At 67.0% G+C, this 15,604-nt stretch carries 14 protein-coding genes and 1 pseudogene; 5 read left to right on the top strand and 10 right to left on the bottom strand.

What is annotated here, in order from left to right; genetic code table 11:
- Positions 1-79: 79 nt before the first annotated feature.
- The 3 genes from LQ564_RS20520 to ribA form a co-directional block, all read right to left on the bottom strand.
- Entirely contained in the window at positions 80-1,030 is a 951-nt protein-coding gene (locus LQ564_RS20520; protein ID WP_231059966.1) for an FHA domain-containing protein, read from the bottom strand.
- Positions 1,027-2,481 carry a S1 family peptidase gene (locus LQ564_RS20515; RefSeq protein WP_231059965.1) on the bottom strand — a complete coding sequence of 485 codons (1,455 nt, stop codon included), beginning with the start codon at positions 2,479-2,481 and terminating at the stop codon, positions 1,027-1,029. Before LQ564_RS20515 ends, LQ564_RS20520 begins: the two co-directional genes overlap by 4 nt.
- Positions 2,482-2,733: 252 nt before the next feature.
- A complete protein-coding gene (gene ribA / locus LQ564_RS20510) occupies positions 2,734-3,435 on the bottom strand; it encodes a GTP cyclohydrolase II (protein ID WP_231059964.1) in 702 nt (233 codons plus the stop codon).
- A 127-nt stretch (positions 3,436-3,562) separates the two neighbouring features.
- Between ribA and LQ564_RS20505 the strand changes: the two genes are divergently transcribed.
- Complete coding sequence (locus LQ564_RS20505; protein ID WP_231059963.1) at positions 3,563-5,635, top strand: ATP-binding protein; 2,073 nt, start codon at positions 3,563-3,565, stop codon at positions 5,633-5,635.
- Positions 5,636-5,639: 4 nt separating this feature from the next.
- Here the strand turns inward: LQ564_RS20505 and LQ564_RS20500 are convergent, their stop codons facing one another.
- The 4 genes from LQ564_RS20500 to LQ564_RS20485 form a co-directional block, all read right to left on the bottom strand.
- Complete coding sequence (locus tag LQ564_RS20500; protein WP_231059962.1) at positions 5,640-6,041, bottom strand: ANTAR domain-containing protein; 402 nt, start codon at positions 6,039-6,041, stop codon at positions 5,640-5,642.
- On the bottom strand, positions 6,034-6,477 hold the full coding sequence (locus LQ564_RS20495) for a GAF domain-containing protein (protein ID WP_307729996.1): 444 nt from the start codon (positions 6,475-6,477) through the stop codon (positions 6,034-6,036). The genes LQ564_RS20500 and LQ564_RS20495 overlap by 8 nt, the downstream gene beginning before the upstream one ends.
- A gap of 165 nt (positions 6,478-6,642) precedes the next feature.
- Complete coding sequence (locus LQ564_RS20490) at positions 6,643-7,605, bottom strand: alpha/beta fold hydrolase (protein ID WP_231059961.1); 963 nt, start codon at positions 7,603-7,605, stop codon at positions 6,643-6,645.
- Positions 7,606-7,687: 82 nt separating this feature from the next.
- A complete protein-coding gene (locus LQ564_RS20485; protein ID WP_231059960.1) occupies positions 7,688-7,909 on the bottom strand; it encodes a DUF3820 family protein in 222 nt (73 codons plus the stop codon).
- A gap of 63 nt (positions 7,910-7,972) precedes the next feature.
- Here LQ564_RS20485 and LQ564_RS20480 point away from each other — a divergent pair, with 63 nt between their 5' ends.
- The gene (locus tag LQ564_RS20480) at positions 7,973-8,392 is read left to right on the top strand and encodes a DUF1810 domain-containing protein (RefSeq protein WP_231059959.1); all 420 of its coding nucleotides are present in this window, start codon (positions 7,973-7,975) and stop codon (positions 8,390-8,392) included.
- A gap of 109 nt (positions 8,393-8,501) precedes the next feature.
- Here LQ564_RS20480 and LQ564_RS20475 read toward each other — a convergent pair whose 3' ends face one another.
- The 3 genes and pseudogenes from LQ564_RS20475 to LQ564_RS20465 form a co-directional block, all read right to left on the bottom strand.
- Positions 8,502-8,807 carry a response regulator gene (locus LQ564_RS20475; RefSeq protein WP_231060057.1) on the bottom strand — a complete coding sequence of 102 codons (306 nt, stop codon included), beginning with the start codon at positions 8,805-8,807 and terminating at the stop codon, positions 8,502-8,504.
- 176 nt (positions 8,808-8,983) lie between these two features.
- Positions 8,984-9,745: pseudogene (locus tag LQ564_RS20470) on the bottom strand (sensor histidine kinase); the annotation flags it as partial.
- Between the two features lie 15 nt (positions 9,746-9,760).
- Positions 9,761-10,411, bottom strand: a complete 651-nt coding sequence (locus LQ564_RS20465; RefSeq protein ID WP_231059958.1) for a PAS domain-containing protein — start codon at positions 10,409-10,411, stop codon at positions 9,761-9,763.
- A 163-nt stretch (positions 10,412-10,574) separates the two neighbouring features.
- On the opposite strand from LQ564_RS20465, the gene LQ564_RS20460 reads away from it, so the two are divergent.
- The 3 genes from LQ564_RS20460 (at position 10,575) to LQ564_RS20450 (ending at position 15,600) form a co-directional block, all read left to right on the top strand.
- A complete protein-coding gene (locus tag LQ564_RS20460; protein WP_231059957.1) occupies positions 10,575-12,017 on the top strand; it encodes an NYN domain-containing protein in 1,443 nt (480 codons plus the stop codon).
- Between the two features lie 138 nt (positions 12,018-12,155).
- On the top strand, positions 12,156-12,602 hold the full coding sequence (locus LQ564_RS20455) for a hypothetical protein (protein ID WP_231059956.1): 447 nt from the start codon (positions 12,156-12,158) through the stop codon (positions 12,600-12,602).
- Positions 12,603-12,849: 247 nt separating this feature from the next.
- Positions 12,850-15,600 (top strand): type VI secretion system Vgr family protein, encoded by a 2,751-nt coding sequence (locus LQ564_RS20450; protein ID WP_231059955.1) that lies wholly within the window; start codon positions 12,850-12,852, stop codon positions 15,598-15,600.
- Positions 15,601-15,604: the final 4 nt, after the last annotated feature.

Below are 15,604 nucleotides of genomic sequence, written 5' to 3'. Positions count from 1 at the left end.
CGATGACTGTTGGGATGCCCGATCTTCCGGCATCCGGCCCGGCTTGTCAAAGCACCATGCGTAGATGGACTGTCGCCAGTCAGCGCTGGCCTTGCCCGCGTTCGGCGTCCAGTTCCTTGCGCATGGCCTCCACCTGCGCCATGTGGCCGGCTACAGTGGCGTCGGGACTGGCGCGCAGCTGCGGCGGCAGCAGCACCGACATGTACAGTTCGTCGGCCACGCGGCCGTGGCGCTGTTCGTTGACGATCAGGACCAGGCTCGATGCCACCACCGCCGCACCCGCGCACACGGCGCGCAGGCGTTTGCGCAGCGGCGGCTTGATGGTCGCCAGGTGGAAGTAGATGATGCCGGCCACCGTCGCCACCGCCACGTGCGAGCCGTAGCGGGTCAGCCACTCCCAGGAGAAGGCGTAGGCCACGGTCGCCGCCAGCAGGCGAAAGCCCACCAGCGCCGCCATGCCGCAGCCGAAGATGAACAGGTGGCGCCCGAGGCGCGTATAGCGCCCGAACAGGCGGTTCAGGAACGCCCACAGGCTGCTCCACAGCAGGCCGACGCCGATGCCGATGGCCGGGGCCAGCACGTAGTTCAGCAGCTGGAACGGCTGGGCGTCGAACAGCCAGGTCACGAGCAGGGCCACCAGCCCGGCCAGCAGCACGCCGACGGCGCCGGGCAGCAGGCCCTCCCAGCCGTGCATGGTGCGGTCGCGCAGCTCGGGCGGCACCGGGAAGTCGGCCGGACGCACCCGCAGCGAGGTGTGGCCGAGGCGCACCACGGTGTCGCCGGACAGGGGCAGCTGCTGCACCCGCTTGCGGCCGCAGACGACGCCGTTGCGGCTGCCGAGGTCGCGCATCACGAGGCCGCCGCCCGGTGCGGCCTCGATCACCGCATGGTGGGCGGCGGCGTATTCGTCGTCGAGGATGACGTCGTTATCGTAGGCCCGTCCGATCCGGATCGGCAGGCCGGGCGTGCGATGCCGGTGCAGCACCTCGCCGTTCCGGGCCAGCATCTCGATGGTCCAGGGCGCGCTCACGGGTTGCCCCCGGCCGGGGGCGCGGGGGCGCGCCGCACGTTGCGCCCGAAGGAGCCGAGGAAGGCGCGCGTCACCCGCACCCCGTTTTCATACGAAACCCCGGCCACGTCCAGACGGCTCTGCAGGCTAGACTCGGCGGCGTTGGTGCTGGCCGTCAGCAGGGTGAAGTTGTACAGGCCCTCGAACTTGCGGTAGGCGCGCACGCAGGTGACCACGCGCAGCGGCAGGGTGCGGGTGTGGACGAAGCCTTCGGTGCAGACCGGCTTGGTCATGCGTTCGTCGCTGCTCGATCCCAGCTTCGCGCTGCCGAACAGGCGGCTGGCCAGGGCCGCGAAGGGCAGCGGATGCAGATTGTCCGAGCGGATGTACTGGTGGGTCATCGACACGTGGCCGGTCTGCTGGCGCGAGGAGACGTAGATGGCCGACTCCATCGCGCAGCTCATCGAATCCGAGGTGTAGGCCGTCTCCGCCTTGACGTTGGAGCGCCCCCAGCAGCGCAGCTGGCCGGACTCGCGCACCGGTACCAGATACGGCCCCATGCTCTTGATGCTGAGCGGTTCTTCCAGCAGGCGGTCGACCATGGCGCGCTGGTGCGCCAGCAGCTGCTCGGCGATCAGGGGATTGAAGTCCTTCGGCGGCGCCGGCTGGCTTTCCACCTTGCGCAGCAGCCCCTGGGCATACTTGACCGGCACCAGGAAGCTGACCGATTCGCCGTCGCGCCGCTTGGAGACGTTGATGCCGGCGACCGTGCCGTTGTCGGTCACGCTCGGGCCGCCGCTCATGCCCGAGTTGATCGGGCCGCCGAACATCAGCTGGTCGTAGAAGCTGCGCGTGACCACGCCGTTGTACGCGCCTTCCGAGATCGCGAAGCCCAGGTCGAGCGGGTTGCCGAGCGAGTACAGGCGCTGGCCCTGGCCGAGCTTCAGGGGCCGCTCGGGCATCTTGAAGAATCCGCTGCCCTGGCGGTTGACGCGCACCACCGCCAGGTCGTGCAGCACGTCGACCGCCATCAATTCGACCGGGCCGCTGTTGCCGTCGGTGTCGACGTATTCGGCGGTATAGACATCCGGGTCGAGCGCCATCTGCGACACCACGTGGTAGTTGGTGACCACCAGGTCGCCTTCGCCCACCAAAAAGCCGGAACCGACCGTCGACTGGGTGCGGCCGTTCTTGAGCAGCATGCGGATCTGCAGCAGGTCGCCGCGCGCGGACGAGTACAGGTCCTGGGCGGCCGAAGAAGGCGGCGGCAGGGCGTCCTGGGTGTCGACTTCGCCGGGCGCCGGCGCGGGCGGGGTGGCGCCAGGAGCTGCTTGCGGCGGCAGGTGCGGGGGAGGAACCGGGGCGGCGGGGCGGGCCGCCGCGCGCTTGTCCCGGGCCTGTTCGGCCTGCGGCGCCGTGAGCGCGGCGGCGGCGAGGCAGGACAGCAGGAGGGCGGCGGCGATCCGTTTCATGCATTCCGATTCAGGCAAGAAGAATGGCTATCTTGCCACCGGAAGCACGCTTGGTGCGCGCGGTAGGGTGGGCGGTCCTCCGCCCACGCGTTCAACCAGCGGGAGAATGGACGATGCGGGTCAGTCCACCCTACGAGGGTGTGCAAAATTCGTCTAAGGCTGCGTTGCCTCGTCTCGCCGTACGAGTGTACTGTCTTCGACTCGGCGCCTTGCCATCGCCGTTTTTTCACACCCTCTACGCCCCAGCGCGAATCAGATCACGTCGGGAGTCGCTGCAGGCGCCGGCGCCTGGTCCGCCGGCACCGCGGCGGGCGGCGTCATCATGTGCCCCAGCTTGGCCTGCTTGGTATTCAGGTAGCTGTTGTTGTAGGCGTTGCGGTTGACCAGCAGCGGCACGCGGTCGGTCACCTCGATGCCGAGGCGGGTCAGGGCGTCGATCTTGCGCGGGTTGTTGGTCATCAGGCGCAGCTTCCTGACGCCGAACTGGGCCAGCATCGGCAGGCACAGCTCGTAGTTGCGGGCGTCGGCGTGGAAGCCCAGCTGCAGGTTGGCCTCGACCGTGTCGGCGCCGGCTTCCTGCAGGCGGTAGGCGCGGATCTTGTTCAGCAGGCCGATGCCGCGTCCTTCCTGGCGCAGGTAGAGCAGGATGCCGCGGCCTTCCTGGGCGATGCGCTGCAGCGCGCCTTCGAGCTGGGCGCCGCAATCGCAGCGCTGCGAGAACAGCACGTCGCCGGTCAGGCATTCCGAATGCACGCGCGCCAGCACCGGCTCGCCGTCGCCGATATCTCCCAGCACCATCGCCAGGTGCTCCTTGCCGGTCGTGTGCTCGACGAAGGCGTGCAGCGTGAACTGCGCCCACGGGGTCGGCAGGGCGCAGGAGGTGACGTAGTCGAGCAGCTGGTCGTTGGCAGCCGGGGTGGCCGCGGTGGCTGGCGTAGCGGAAGTAGCGGGCATGTCGTGTCTCTTGTTGCGTATCGCAGTAACCGCCTAGTTTACAGGAAATCCGCGGTGGCCGTGCGGCGGCCCCGGCCCTGGCGCGGCTGTGTTAGGCTGGCAAAAAAAAATTTCCCCAAGACCAAGCATGGATATCCGCCCCGTTTCTTCGCCAGCCATGCGGCGCCGCCGGCGCGGCCTCGGCGCCTGGCTGGCGCTGGCCTTTTCGTCGATGACCGTGGTCCTGACCCTGCTGCTGGTCGCGGTGGTCGAACGCGCGTCGACCGAGCAGGTCAAGGACAGCATCGGCCACGGTCTGGCCGAACTGGCGCTCCAGACCGCCGACAAGCTCGACAGCGGCATGGCCGAGCGCTACCGCGAAGTCGGCCTGATGGCGGGGCGGCGCGACCTGCGCGACCCCGCCGTGCCGAAGGACGAGCGGCGCCGGATGCTGGCCGACATGCAGCGCACCTACGGCTACTATGACTGGATCGGGCTCGCGGGCCTGGACGGCCGCGTCATCGTCGAGGCGCGCGGCCTGCTGGAAGGTGCCGACGTCTCGGCGCGCCCCTGGTTCAGCAAGGCCCTCGACAATGTCCACGTCGGCGACGTGCACGAAGCGGTCAAGCTGGCCAAGCTGCTGCCCGGCCTGAACGGCGAGCCGCGCCGCTTCGTCGACGTCGCCTTTCCCTACACCGACCTTGCGGGCAAGAGAGCCGGGGTGCTCGGCGCCCACCTGTCCTGGCAATGGGCGCAGGACGTGGAGCGCTCGATCATCGCCCCGGTCGAGTCGCGCGGCCGGGTGCAGGCGCTGATCGTCGGGCGCGACGGCGAGGTCCTGCTCGGGCCAAGGGCGCTGCAGGGCGACACGATCGCGCCCGACAGCCTGCGCCTGGCGCAGGGCAAGCACACCGGCTACGTGGTGGAGAGATGGGACGACGGCGCGACCTACCTGGTCGGCTATGCCGCCACGGCAGGGCGCGGCGCCTATCCCGGCCTGGGCTGGACCGTGCTGGTGCGCCAGAACATCGAGGACGCCTACCGGCCGGTGCGGCGCCTGCGCGAACAGGCGCTGTGGAGCGGAGCCGCGCTGGCGGTGCTGTTCTCGGTGGCCGGGCTGGTGCTGGCGCGCCGCATCACCCGGCCGCTCGGCGCGCTGGCCGAATCGGCCGAGCGGATGGGGCGTGGGGAGACGGTGGCGCTGGTGCCCGCTGCCAGGGATTACCACGAGGTGCAGGCATTGTCCGGCAGCCTGAACCGGCTGATGACCGACCTGCTGGCCGAGCGCGCCGCGCTGCGCGACCTGAATGCCAGCCTCGAGCGCCGCGTGGAGGAACGCACCCGCGACCTGGAGCGGGCCCTGGCCGCGGTGCAGGCCAGCGAACAGCGCATCAACGCCATCGTCGAGGCGGCGCAGGATGCCTTTGTCGCGGTCGACCGGCGCGGCCTGGTCCTCGACTGGAACGGCGCCGCCGAGCGCATGCTGGGCTGGCGCCGCCAGGACGCGGTCGGCTGGCCGCTGTCCGAACTGGTGCTGCCCGAGCGCTACCGCGCCAGCTTCGCCCAGGCCCTGCATGCCTTCAACCACAGCGGCCACCTCGACCTGCTCGGCCGGCGCCTGGAACGCACCGTGATCGACCGCCAGGGACGCGAGATCACGGTCGAGATGACGGCGACCCTGGCCGGCGCCGGCGACGACGCCTTCTTCAGCGTCTTCATGCACGACATCGCCGAACGCAAGCGGCGCGAAGCGGGCGCGACGGCGGTCGTGCGCACGGCGCAGCCGCTGCTGCCGGTGCTGGAACGGGCCCTCACTGCGATGGAGGGCAAGGCGCGCGAAGGCGACGTGATCCTGCGCCGGGTCTGGCATCCGGACGCGCGGCACATCGCCGCCGCGATCGACCCGGACCGGATGGAGCAGGTGCTGTGCAACCTGGTGTCGAACGCGATCAAGTTCACGCCCAGGTACCGGGCGGTCACCGTCGATCTGGCCCGGGCAGGCGGCAAGGTGAGCCTCCATGTGCAGGACGAGGGTCCGGGCATCGCGCCCGACCTCCAGGACCGCATCTTTGCGCGCTCGGAGGAGACCAGCAGCAGCGGCCTGGGGCTGGCGCTCAGCAAGACCATCATCGAGGAACACGGCGGCACGATCAGCTATACGACGGCGGCGGGCAAGGGCACGCGCTTCCTGATCGAACTGCCGGCCGCCGCCCTGGCCTAGGGCCTCACGTTGCGCGCATGGCGTCGACCGTGTCGATCACATCGCGCACGCGGAAGGGCTTGATCAGGATGCGGCTGATGCCGCAGGAGCGCAGCACGTGCAGTTGCTCGGTGTTGCAGGAGTCGACCAGGACGGCGACCGGGGTCGTCGCCGGGATGGCGCAGTCGCCGGCGCGGATCTGCTGGACCAGGCTCAAGCCCTTGTCGGGCGCGCCGGACGCCTCGCCGTCGAGTGCGACGACGACGCCGTCGAAGCGGCGCCGGTTGCACATCTGCTGGGCGGTCGGGTAGGTCGGCGCTTCGGTCACCTCGGCGATGCCGAGGCTGCGCAGGGTCATCGACACGGTGCGCCGCAGCAGGTCCACCGGCTCGACCAGCAGGAGATTGAACGGCGCCGCGCTAGCCATCGAGGGCCTCGCCGTCGGGCGACTTCAGTTCGAGCACGACCAGGTCGCGCAGGCTGGACAGGATGGCCAGGCCGACCGCGTCGATGGTGCGCGGGCGGGTGTCGATCAGGCACAGCGTGCCGATCGCCAGCCCGTCGCGCATGATCAGCGGGGCGCCGGCGTAGAAGCGGATGTGCGGCTCGCCGGTGACCATCGGGTTGTCGTGGAAGCGCGGGTCGAGCAGGGCGTCCGGGATCACCAGCACCGCGTCTCCGCCCAGCGCATGGGCGCAGAAGGAGACGTCGCGCGAAGTCTCGCAGACGTCAACCCCGACGCGCGCTTTGAACCACTGGCGGTTGGTGTCGACGAGGCTGATCAGGCAGATCGGCACCTCGAATTCGGTGGACGCGAACTCGACGATTTTGTCGAGGCGCTGTTCGGGCGGGGTATCGAGCAGCAGCAGCTCGTGGAGCAGGGCGAGACGCTACTGCTCGTTTTCTGGCATGGGAGGCTTGATCATCTGCGGCGTCGGCAAGGCACGTGGATGGCTGAACGATAGCCGATTTTCCATGCCCCCGCCACGCGAACGATGACCGCGTTCGTACGGTGAACCGGCGCAGGCCTACGGCCGCGGCAGGGAAGCGGCGAACCCCGCCAGCGCCTTGTCCACTTCCGCCGGCTGCTCGATCATCGAAAAATGCCGCCCCGGCACCAGGAGCACCTGCTGTTTCGGGAAGCGGAAGGTCTTGTAATGCTCCGGCCCCACCACGTAGTCTTCCTTGCCGCCAACGACCAGCACCGGCATGCCGAGGGCCGCGGTGGCGGGCGCCAGGTCTTCCAGGTAGGCGGCGATCGCGCCGCTGGAGAACAGGGCGGCGGCGAAGTCGCGGTTGGCGGCCAGGCCGCGCCTTGTCGCGTCCACGCGCGCCTCCGACGCCGGGTCGCCGTACATCAGCTTCCCGGTCTGTTTCGTCTGCCCGAGCAGCGCCATCACCATGCCGAAGCGCTGCGGCAGCGGCGCCGCCGGGTCGAGCGGCGGACGGCCGTTCGCGGGCAGCAGCGTGTAGCCGTAGCTCGCGGTGCTTTCCATCGAGGCGGGCAGGCTCAGGATGCTGTTCATCAGCACCATGCCGCTCACGCGCTGCGGGTACTTGCGCGCATAGGCGGTGGCGATGATGCCGCCGAAGGAGTGCGGCATCAGCACCCATTTGTCGATCTTCAGGCTGGCGCGCAGCTCTTCCAGGTCCTGCACCACCCGGTCCAGCGAATAGTCCTTCTTCTGGTCGCTGGCCGAACGCCCGCTGCCGCGCTGGTCGAGGTAGATCATGCGGAAGTGCTTGCCGAGCAGGTCGCCCGACAGCGCCTCCACGGCTTCGCTCCCCGAGCCCGGGCCGCCGTGCACGAACAGGCAGGGCAGGCCCTGGCCCGAGACGGTGTAGGCCAGGGCGACGCCGTCGCTCGTGGTGAAACCGCTTGCCCGCTGGGCGGCCGCGGGGGCGGCCGGCGCCGCTGCGGGCGACTGGGCGAAGGCGGGCGTGCAGGCGAAGCAGAGCACGAGGGCGGCGCGAAGCAGGTGTGGACGCATGGGGCACGAGAGTTGGTTGCGGTGAGCGATGATAGAACGGGAAGGACGTAAATATCCATCCGCCCTGCATAAACGTCCGCCCTCAGCGCCCCCGGCGCAACGGGTCGAGCAGGCCGCGCAGGGCGTTGTGATCGAGCTCGACCATGAGGGCCAGCAGCTGCCCCAGCTCGCCATGGGGAAAGCCTTCGCGCGCGAACCAGGCCAGGTAGTGGCCGGGCAGGTCGGCGATCTTGTGTCCCTTGTATTTCCCGTACGGCATGTCACGGATGAGAAGCAGGGAGAGGTGTTCGGTCGGGGTATCCATTCGTAGCGCACTTTAACAGACAGGAAGAGCGTTGTAGCATCGTGATAAAGGGGAGGGCGTGTGATGGACAAGGAATTCGACCTGGACCGCTTCGTCCAGGCACAGGCGCCGGTGTACGCCACGGTGCTCAAGGAGCTGCGCGCCGGGCACAAGCGGACGCACTGGATGTGGTTCATCTTTCCGCAACTGGCCGGCCTGGGGCACAGCGAGATGGCGCAGCGCTACGCGATCCGCTCGGGAGACGAGGCGGCCGCCTACTTGGCCCATCCGGTGCTGGGGGCGCGCCTGCGCGAATGCGCCACCATCGTCGACACCTTCGACGACCGCACGGTGGCGGACATCTTCGGCCACCCCGACGACCTGAAGTTCCGTTCGTCGATGACCTTGTTCGCCGACGTGGCGCCGGACGAGGCGGTGTTCCAGGACTGCATCGACAAGTTCTTCGACGGCGAGCCGGACGACGCGACCCTGGCGCGCCTGTGAGGTCGGACCCGTGATGACGGATGGCGCGTGTGCGGTTCAGGTACTCTTTGAACGCGCGGCCGGCGTTCGCGCCGCATGCTCATCCCATTGCTGGGTATGGCCGACCACCCTACGCGACGGTGGCCAGGATTCGTTCGAGCTGCCCCAGGTCCACCGGCTTGACCAGGTGATGGTCGAAGCCTGCCGCCATGATCTGCTGGCGGTCGCTGTCCTGGCCGTAGCCGGTGACGGCGACCAGCATCGCGCCGGCGGTGGCGGGGTCGGCGCGCAGCCGGCGCGCCAGTTCGCGGCCGTCCATCTCCGGCAGGCCGATGTCGAGCACGCAGGCGCGCGGCCGTTCGCGCCGGGCGCGTTCGAGCGCGGCCAGCGGCGCGAACTCGACCAGCGGCTGGTAGCCGTAGGCGTCGAGCAGCATCGACAGGGTTCGGCGGCGTCGACGTTGTCGTCCACCACCAGCACCCGGATCGGCCCTTCGCGCCGGTTGTCCTGGCCAGGCTCGCCCGCCGGTGCAGCCGGCCGGGCGCCGGCCTCGCAGGGCAGCCAGACCCGGAAGCGGCTGCCCTGGCCGGGCCCGGCGCTCTCGCATTCGACGCTGCCGCCATGCAGCTCGACCAGGCTGCGGACCAGGGCCAGCCCCAGTCCCAACCCGCCGAGTGCGCGGTCGGGGCTGCGGTCGGCCTGGGCGAACAGGTCGAAGGCGCGCGCCACCAGCTCGGGCGCCATGCCGATGCCGTTGTCGCCCACCTCGATGCAGGCGCGTCCGCCGTCGACGCGCGCCTGCAGCGACAGGCGGCCGCCCTCGGGCGTGTACTTGGCCGCGTTGTTGAGCAGGTTGGCCAGCACCTGCACCAGGCGCTTGCGGTCGCCGCGCACCTGCACGGCGTCCGGCGGCCCCTGCACGTCCAGCTGGTGGCGGCGCGCCTGCGCCAGTGGGGTGGCCTGCTCGACCGCATCGTCGAGGATCTCGCGCAGCGCGACCGGCGCCCAGGCCAGCTCCACCAGGCCGCGGGTTACGCGCGACACGTCCAGCAGGTCGTCGATCAGGCCGCTCATGTGGGCGGCCTGGCGTCCGATGACCTGGCTGCTGCGGCGCACCAGCGCCTCGTCAGCCTTCACGCGCTGCAGCAGCTCGGCCGCGGCGCTGATCGGCGCCAGGGGATTCCTCAGCTCGTGCGCCAGCATGGCGAGGAACTCGTCCTTGCGGCGGTCCGACTCGCGCAGCTTTTCCTCGGCCAACTTGCGCTCGGTGATGTCGCTGGCGGCGCCGATCCATTCCACCACCCGGCCGCCGGCATCGAACAGCGGGACCGCGCGCGACAGGGCCCAGCCTTCGCCGCCGTCGAGGCTGCGCACGCGGTGCTCCAGTTCTTACGGCGTGGCGGTGCGGATCGCGGTGGCGATCGCCGTTCTCACCTTGTCCTGCTCGTCGGCGGGGATGTAGTCGCTCAGCCATAACTGGTCCGAGCCCGGGCTGTCCTTCAGGAAGCCGCGCCCGTCCAGCTGGTGCAGCTCGCTCCAGTCGGCGTTCATGCGGTAGACCACCTGGCCGGCCGAGCTCAGGGCCCGGTAGCGCCGCTCGCTTTCCTTCAGCGCCAGCTCGAAACGCACCTGCTCGGTGACGTCGTTGGTGGTGTGCAGGATGCAGTCGATGCTGCCGTCGTTTTCAAAAATCGGGGTGCTGACCGCGCTCCAGAAGCGTTCCTCGAAGGCGATGCTGCCATCGGGCTGTTCGACCGGAATCGGGTAGCGCTGGGCCGGCAGGCGGTCGACCCGGCCGCTTGCCAGCACCCGTGCGAGTGAGCTGCGCAGGTCGGATTCGCCGGTGTCGTGCGGGTCGCCGGGGTCGGAAGGGAAGCAGACGAACAGGCTGACGCCCACCAGCTCGTCGCGGCGCCGGCCGGAAGCCTTCAGAAACGTGTCGTTGACTGCCAGGACGATGGCATCCGGCGTCGGTGACAACAGGTAGGTGCCGATCGGCGAACTGTTGAACACGGCTTCGAACATGGCGGGCGAAAGCATGGGTCAATTCCGGGACAGGACGATTCGTTGCATTATAAATTTGTCCGGTTCGATAACGTAACTGCAAGTTTGTAAATTGTGCGGGCGGCGGTGCGGGCGGTCGGCGAAGTGTTGCGTATAATCCCGTGCAGTTTGTCCCTTCACTAACAGAAACAACATATTCATGGCTTCTTCCGACAACATCAGCATGGCGGTGTTCTGCGACTTCGAAAACGTCGCGCTGGGCGTGCGTGACGCCAACTACGAAAAATTCGACATCCGCCCGGTGCTGGAGCGCCTGCTGCTCAAGGGCAGCATCGTGGTCAAGAAGGCGTACTGCGACTGGGACCGCTACAAGGGTTTCAAGGCGCCCATGCACGAGGCCAATTTCGAGATGATCGAGATCCCCCACGTGCGCCAGTCCGGCAAGAATTCGGCGGACATCCGCCTGGTGGTCGATGCGCTCGACCTGTGCTACACCAAGTCCCACGTCGACACCTTCGTGATCGTCTCGGGCGATTCCGACTTTTCCCCGCTGGTCTCCAAATTGCGCGAAAACGCCAAGAAGGTGATCGGCGTCGGCGTCAAGCAGTCGACTTCGGACCTGCTGGTCGCCAATTGTGACGAATTCATCTTCTATGACGACCTGGTGCGCGAAAAGAACCGCGCCGCCGCCAAGCGCAAGGAAGAATCCGAAGCGCGCAAGGGGCAGGGTGGCGGACGCCGTCCGGCCGGCGACGACAAGCGCAAGGAAGAGCTGGAAGCGCGCAAGGTGCAGGCCCTCGAGATGGTGGTCGAGACTTTCGACGCGCTGGTGCTGGAGCGCGGCGACACCGGCAAGATCTGGGCCTCGCTGCTGAAGGACACCCTGAAGCGCCGCCGTCCGGACTTCAACGAAACCTATTTCGGCTTCCGTACCTTCGGCAACCTGCTGGAAGAAGCGCAGGCGCGCGGCCTGTTCGAGTTCGGGCGCGACGAGAAATCCGGCACCTACGTCTACCGCAGCGCCAATGCGCCGGTGTCGATGCCGGCGCCGGAACTGGTGGTGGTGCCGGAAAGCCCGGCCGAGGAAGTGGCCGCCGCACTGCAGCTTGAGACGGCTGAGGCGAACGGCGAGGCGCCGGCGCAGGATGCGCGTGCGGAACGCGGCCGCCGCGGCCGTGGCGGGCGCAAGGGTGGCGGGCGCGGCGAGGCGGCGCCAAGTGCAGCCGAGCCGGTGCAGGGCCTGACGGAACTGATCGAGGCGGAGCCGCCGGTGCCGGCGGCCGAGCCGCAGGTGCTGGAGGCGCCTGTGCCGGCCGAGCAGGAAGCGGCGGCGGAAGAGCCGGCGCCGGCGCCGGTGAAGGAGCGCCGCCGCACGCCGCGCAAGCCGGCGGCGAAGAAGGTCGCTGAAGCGCCGGCCGAGACGCCGCTTGAGGCGCCAGTCGAAGCCTCGCCTCCAGCTGCCGAGCCGGTCGTTGAGGCGGCGCCCGTTAAGGCAACGCCGCTCGAGGGCGGCGAAGGCGAGGACGAGGCCAAGCCGGCGCGCAAGAAGGCGGCCCGTCCGGCCCACAAGGCGCCGGCCCGCAAAGCCGCGCCGCGCAGCCGCCGTCCGGCCAAGCCGAAGACGCCGCCCGAGCAGGGCTGACGCAGCATATCGGCGGACCGCGCGCGGCTTGCGGCGCGTGCGCCGGTGGCGCGTTCCCGATGCCATAATGGCATCGTCCGCCGGGCGGACCGGCGGGGCGTCCGCTCCGCGCGAAGCGCTTGCCGCGAGGAGCCTGCCATGCGTGTGTCCGTCGTTTCCGCCATCGTCGTCCGCTCCGCGCTGCTGTGCGCGGCGCTGGCCGGCGCCCATGCCACGGCGGCGGCGCCGCCCGCCGACCATCCCATCCTCGGCATCTGGAAGCTGAGCATCCCCGACCTCGGCTGCTCCGAAACCTACCGTTTCCGCGGCGACGGCACCACGCTCGTCACCAGCGCCGAAGAGGTCTCGGAAAGCGAATACCGCATCCCCGACAAGCCCAGCGCCAAGGGCTTCTACCGGCTCGACGACCGCGTGGTCAAGGACAACGGCAAGAAGGACTGCGCCGGCACCATCATGAAGCCGGGCGCCACGGCCACCAATTTCATCCGCTTCCACCCGTCCAAGGCGATCTTCCTGATGTGCGCGGACGAGAGCATGCAGGCGTGCATCGGGCCGTTCGAGCGCGTGCAGGGCGAGGAAGCCTGAGATAAAAAGAACCCGAGCAAAGGTAATCGGCTGCAGTTTGCAGCCTCTTCACACATGTCCGCACTAATCATTGCGCCGGACGAATAGGCTTTCCCACAGTCCACCTCTCCCCTTTTTGACGCGCCGATTCGGCGTGCGCGGTCGTTCGAGTGCCTTATTTGCTTCAGGTCAATTACTTGAAGTGTAAGGGCGCAATACTTTCGGATGCCGTAGAGCCGAAGTAAGGACAATCAAGAAGGGAGCGTATGTGAATCTGAACGATCTGACTGACACGTTTGCTTGGCTGTCCGAAGCAAATCGCCCGATACGTTTGCGTCTGTTACAGGGGCGGGGCGCTCTCGACAACGTACTCCTGGTGAAGCGCGTTTCGGGAAGCGAGGCTTTGTGCGGCGGTCTTGAGTACCGCCTTTTATGCGTTTCGATCCGCGCCGACTTGCCCCTGAAGGAATTTATCGCCTTGCCGGTCGAACTGCAGTTCGTCACCGATAGAGGTGATGTCCGTGCTGTATGCGGCATTGTGTCGCAGGCCTCTGCCGGGCAAAGCGATGGAGGTCTTGCGACATATCAGTTGGTGCTGCGCGACGCGTTGGCATTGATGGAGCACCGGACCAATACCCGGGTGTTCCGCAATCAGAATGAGCTGGAGATTACCAAGATCATTCTCGACGAGTGGCGCCAGAATAATCCGGTATTGGCCAGCGCTTTTGACGTCGATTGGTCCCGTGTCACCGGTGCGTATCCGGCGCGCGAATTCACCATGCAGCATAACGAATCGGACGCCGCGTTCATTCGTCGCTTGTGGAAGCGTCGCGGTATCGCATGGTTCGTGCAGGCGGGCCAAGCCAGTGGAGCGCCTTCCCGGGACACACCATTGCATATCCTGGTGTTATTCGACGATGTCTTCGCGCTGTCGCAGAATGCCGCGGGCACCGTGCGTTATCACCGTGATGGCAGCACCGAGCAACGTGACAGCGTGATTGCCTGGAGCGCGGTACGTGAGCTCAGGCCGGGCAGTGTGGGACGGCAGAGCCTGGATTATTTGCAGGTCCGGCCAATGTTCAGCAATGCGCACTCCTGCGTCGACCAAGGTGGCACGGGCGGGGAGTTTGCCTTCACGCTCGAAGATTATCTTGTCGACGTGCCCCATGCGGGTGACAACGGAGAGGATTATCGCAAGCTTGGTGAATTGCGCATGAAACGGCATGAGTACGAATCCAAGTGCTTTCATGGCGAAGGCAGCGTACGCGCCATGTGTGTCGGGCAGTGGATCTCCATGTCAGGGCATCCTGAAATCGATACGCATCCTGAGAGGGAACGAGAGTTCGTCATCACGCGGCTGGAGGTCGATGCGGAAAATAACCTGCCGAAGACAGTCGATGAGCAGATCCAGCGCCTGTTTGCGCTGAGCCAATGGAATGACACCTCATCTAGTGGCGCTCTGAAACAAGCCAGTGATGAGAGGGGCATGCGTTATACAAATCAGTTCTCCTGCGTTCGTCGCGGGATTCCGATCGTCCCTGCCTTCGACCCGCGCGCGGATGTGCCATGCCCGCGATTGCAAAGTGCATTTGTAGTCGGTCCTGAGGGAGAAGAAGTACATTGCGATCAATATGGCCGAGTCAAGCTGCGTTTTCCAGGCACCAGAGCAGAAGACCACAATCATGCCCAAGGTGCAGGCGCCAGCCAGAGCGACCGCGACTCGGCCTGGGTGCGTGTCGCCAGCACCTGGGCCAGCAATCAATGGGGGACACTGACACTGCCCCGGGTAGGCGACGAGGTAATCGTGGATTTTCTGGGCGGGGATCCGGACAAGCCGATTGTCGTAGCCCAGGTGTTTGGCGGACTGGCGCGACCGACTGCATTCAGCCATTCCGGCACATTGCCGGGAAACCGATATCTTGCTGGAATCAAGAGCAAAGAAGTTCAGGGATCGCGCTACAACCAGCTACGGCTGGATGATACGCCGGGACAAATCAATGCCCAGTTGTCGTCCCAGCACGGACATAGCGAATTGAACTTGGGCTGGCTTACCCATCCTCGCATGGATGGTAAAGGCGAGGCGCGTGGTGAAGGAGCGGAACTGCGAAGCGACCAGGCTGTCGCAGTGCGCGGTGCGCAAGGTGTGCTCATCAGCGCTGCCGGCCGCCAGAAGGCGAATGGCAAAATGCTGGACCGCGCGGAACTGGTCAGTCTGACGCAAGCCTTGCAAGGCGTGCAGCAACAACTGGCCCGACTGTCTGTTACACACCATGCCGACGGTACCGACGACAAAGAACTCGCGCAGCTCATCGGTTATTTGAAGCAGTGGGAGGCCGGAAGCAATACCGAAACCGAGAGTGTAGGCGACGGCGGCCAGCCGGTGCTGGCGCTGACCGCGCCAGCGGGTGTGGCAATGACCAGCCAGGACAATATCGCCATCGGCGCACAGACGCATCTCGATATGGTCAGCATGGGCAATATCCAGCTTTCCGCTGGTAAGAAACTGCTGGCACGGGCGTCGGAGAATATCAGTCTGTTCGCACATCGGCTCGGTATCAAGCTTATCTCTGCTAGCGGCAAACTCGACATGCAGACCCATGCGGACGATATCGAGCTGACATCGGCGAAGCGAATTGTCCTGACCGCCGCAGAGGAAATCGTACTGCAGGCTCCCAAGCTGCGCTTCGTCTCGAAGAGCGCTCAGGTCGAGATTGGCGGCGGCATCATCACACAGCAATGCAGCGGCGACCATACCATCAAGTCGGCGAAATTCGCCCATGTCAAGCCAGGTGACAGCAGCTTGGAGGACGTGAAACTACCGACCAGCGACATGCTGCATGACCAGCAAACCGTTTTGCGGTGGATCGGGACTGACGAGCCTATGACGAACCAGCGTTATCGCATTACGACCGAAGACGGCCGCGTTTTTGAGGGACGTACCGACGCTACCGGAATGACCGAGAGGTTTACCAGTGCCATTCCTTTTGGCAACTACACCGTTGAAGCCCTTGACGATTGATGCG

It is taken from the genome of Massilia phyllostachyos (assembly GCF_021044825.1).
GTDB lineage: Bacteria > Pseudomonadota > Gammaproteobacteria > Burkholderiales > Burkholderiaceae_D > Telluria > Telluria phyllostachyos.
Note: the sequence above shows the minus strand (reverse complement) of the source record. Positions and strands in the feature narration are given on the sequence as shown.

Bases quoted from the DNA above. Each gene is read 5' to 3' on its own strand.
- LQ564_RS20475 (WP_231060057.1), bottom strand. From the start codon at position 8,807: ATGCTGCTCGACGCCTACGGCTACCAGCCGCTGGTCGAGTTCGCGCCG.
- LQ564_RS20465 (WP_231059958.1), bottom strand. From the start codon at position 10,411: ATGCTTTCGCCCGCCATGTTCGAAGCCGTGTTCAACAGTTCGCCGATC.
- LQ564_RS20455 (WP_231059956.1), top strand. From the start codon at position 12,156: ATGCGTGTGTCCGTCGTTTCCGCCATCGTCGTCCGCTCCGCGCTGCTG.
- LQ564_RS20505 (WP_231059963.1), top strand. From the start codon at position 3,563: ATGGATATCCGCCCCGTTTCTTCGCCAGCCATGCGGCGCCGCCGGCGC.
- LQ564_RS20485 (WP_231059960.1), bottom strand. From the start codon at position 7,909: ATGGATACCCCGACCGAACACCTCTCCCTGCTTCTCATCCGTGACATG.
- LQ564_RS20480 (WP_231059959.1), top strand. From the start codon at position 7,973: ATGGACAAGGAATTCGACCTGGACCGCTTCGTCCAGGCACAGGCGCCG.
- LQ564_RS20515 (WP_231059965.1), bottom strand. From the start codon at position 2,481: ATGAAACGGATCGCCGCCGCCCTCCTGCTGTCCTGCCTCGCCGCCGCC.
- LQ564_RS20500 (WP_231059962.1), bottom strand. From the start codon at position 6,041: ATGGCTAGCGCGGCGCCGTTCAATCTCCTGCTGGTCGAGCCGGTGGAC.
- LQ564_RS20460 (WP_231059957.1), top strand. From the start codon at position 10,575: ATGGCTTCTTCCGACAACATCAGCATGGCGGTGTTCTGCGACTTCGAA.
- ribA (WP_231059964.1), bottom strand. From the start codon at position 3,435: ATGCCCGCTACTTCCGCTACGCCAGCCACCGCGGCCACCCCGGCTGCC.
- LQ564_RS20490 (WP_231059961.1), bottom strand. From the start codon at position 7,605: ATGCGTCCACACCTGCTTCGCGCCGCCCTCGTGCTCTGCTTCGCCTGC.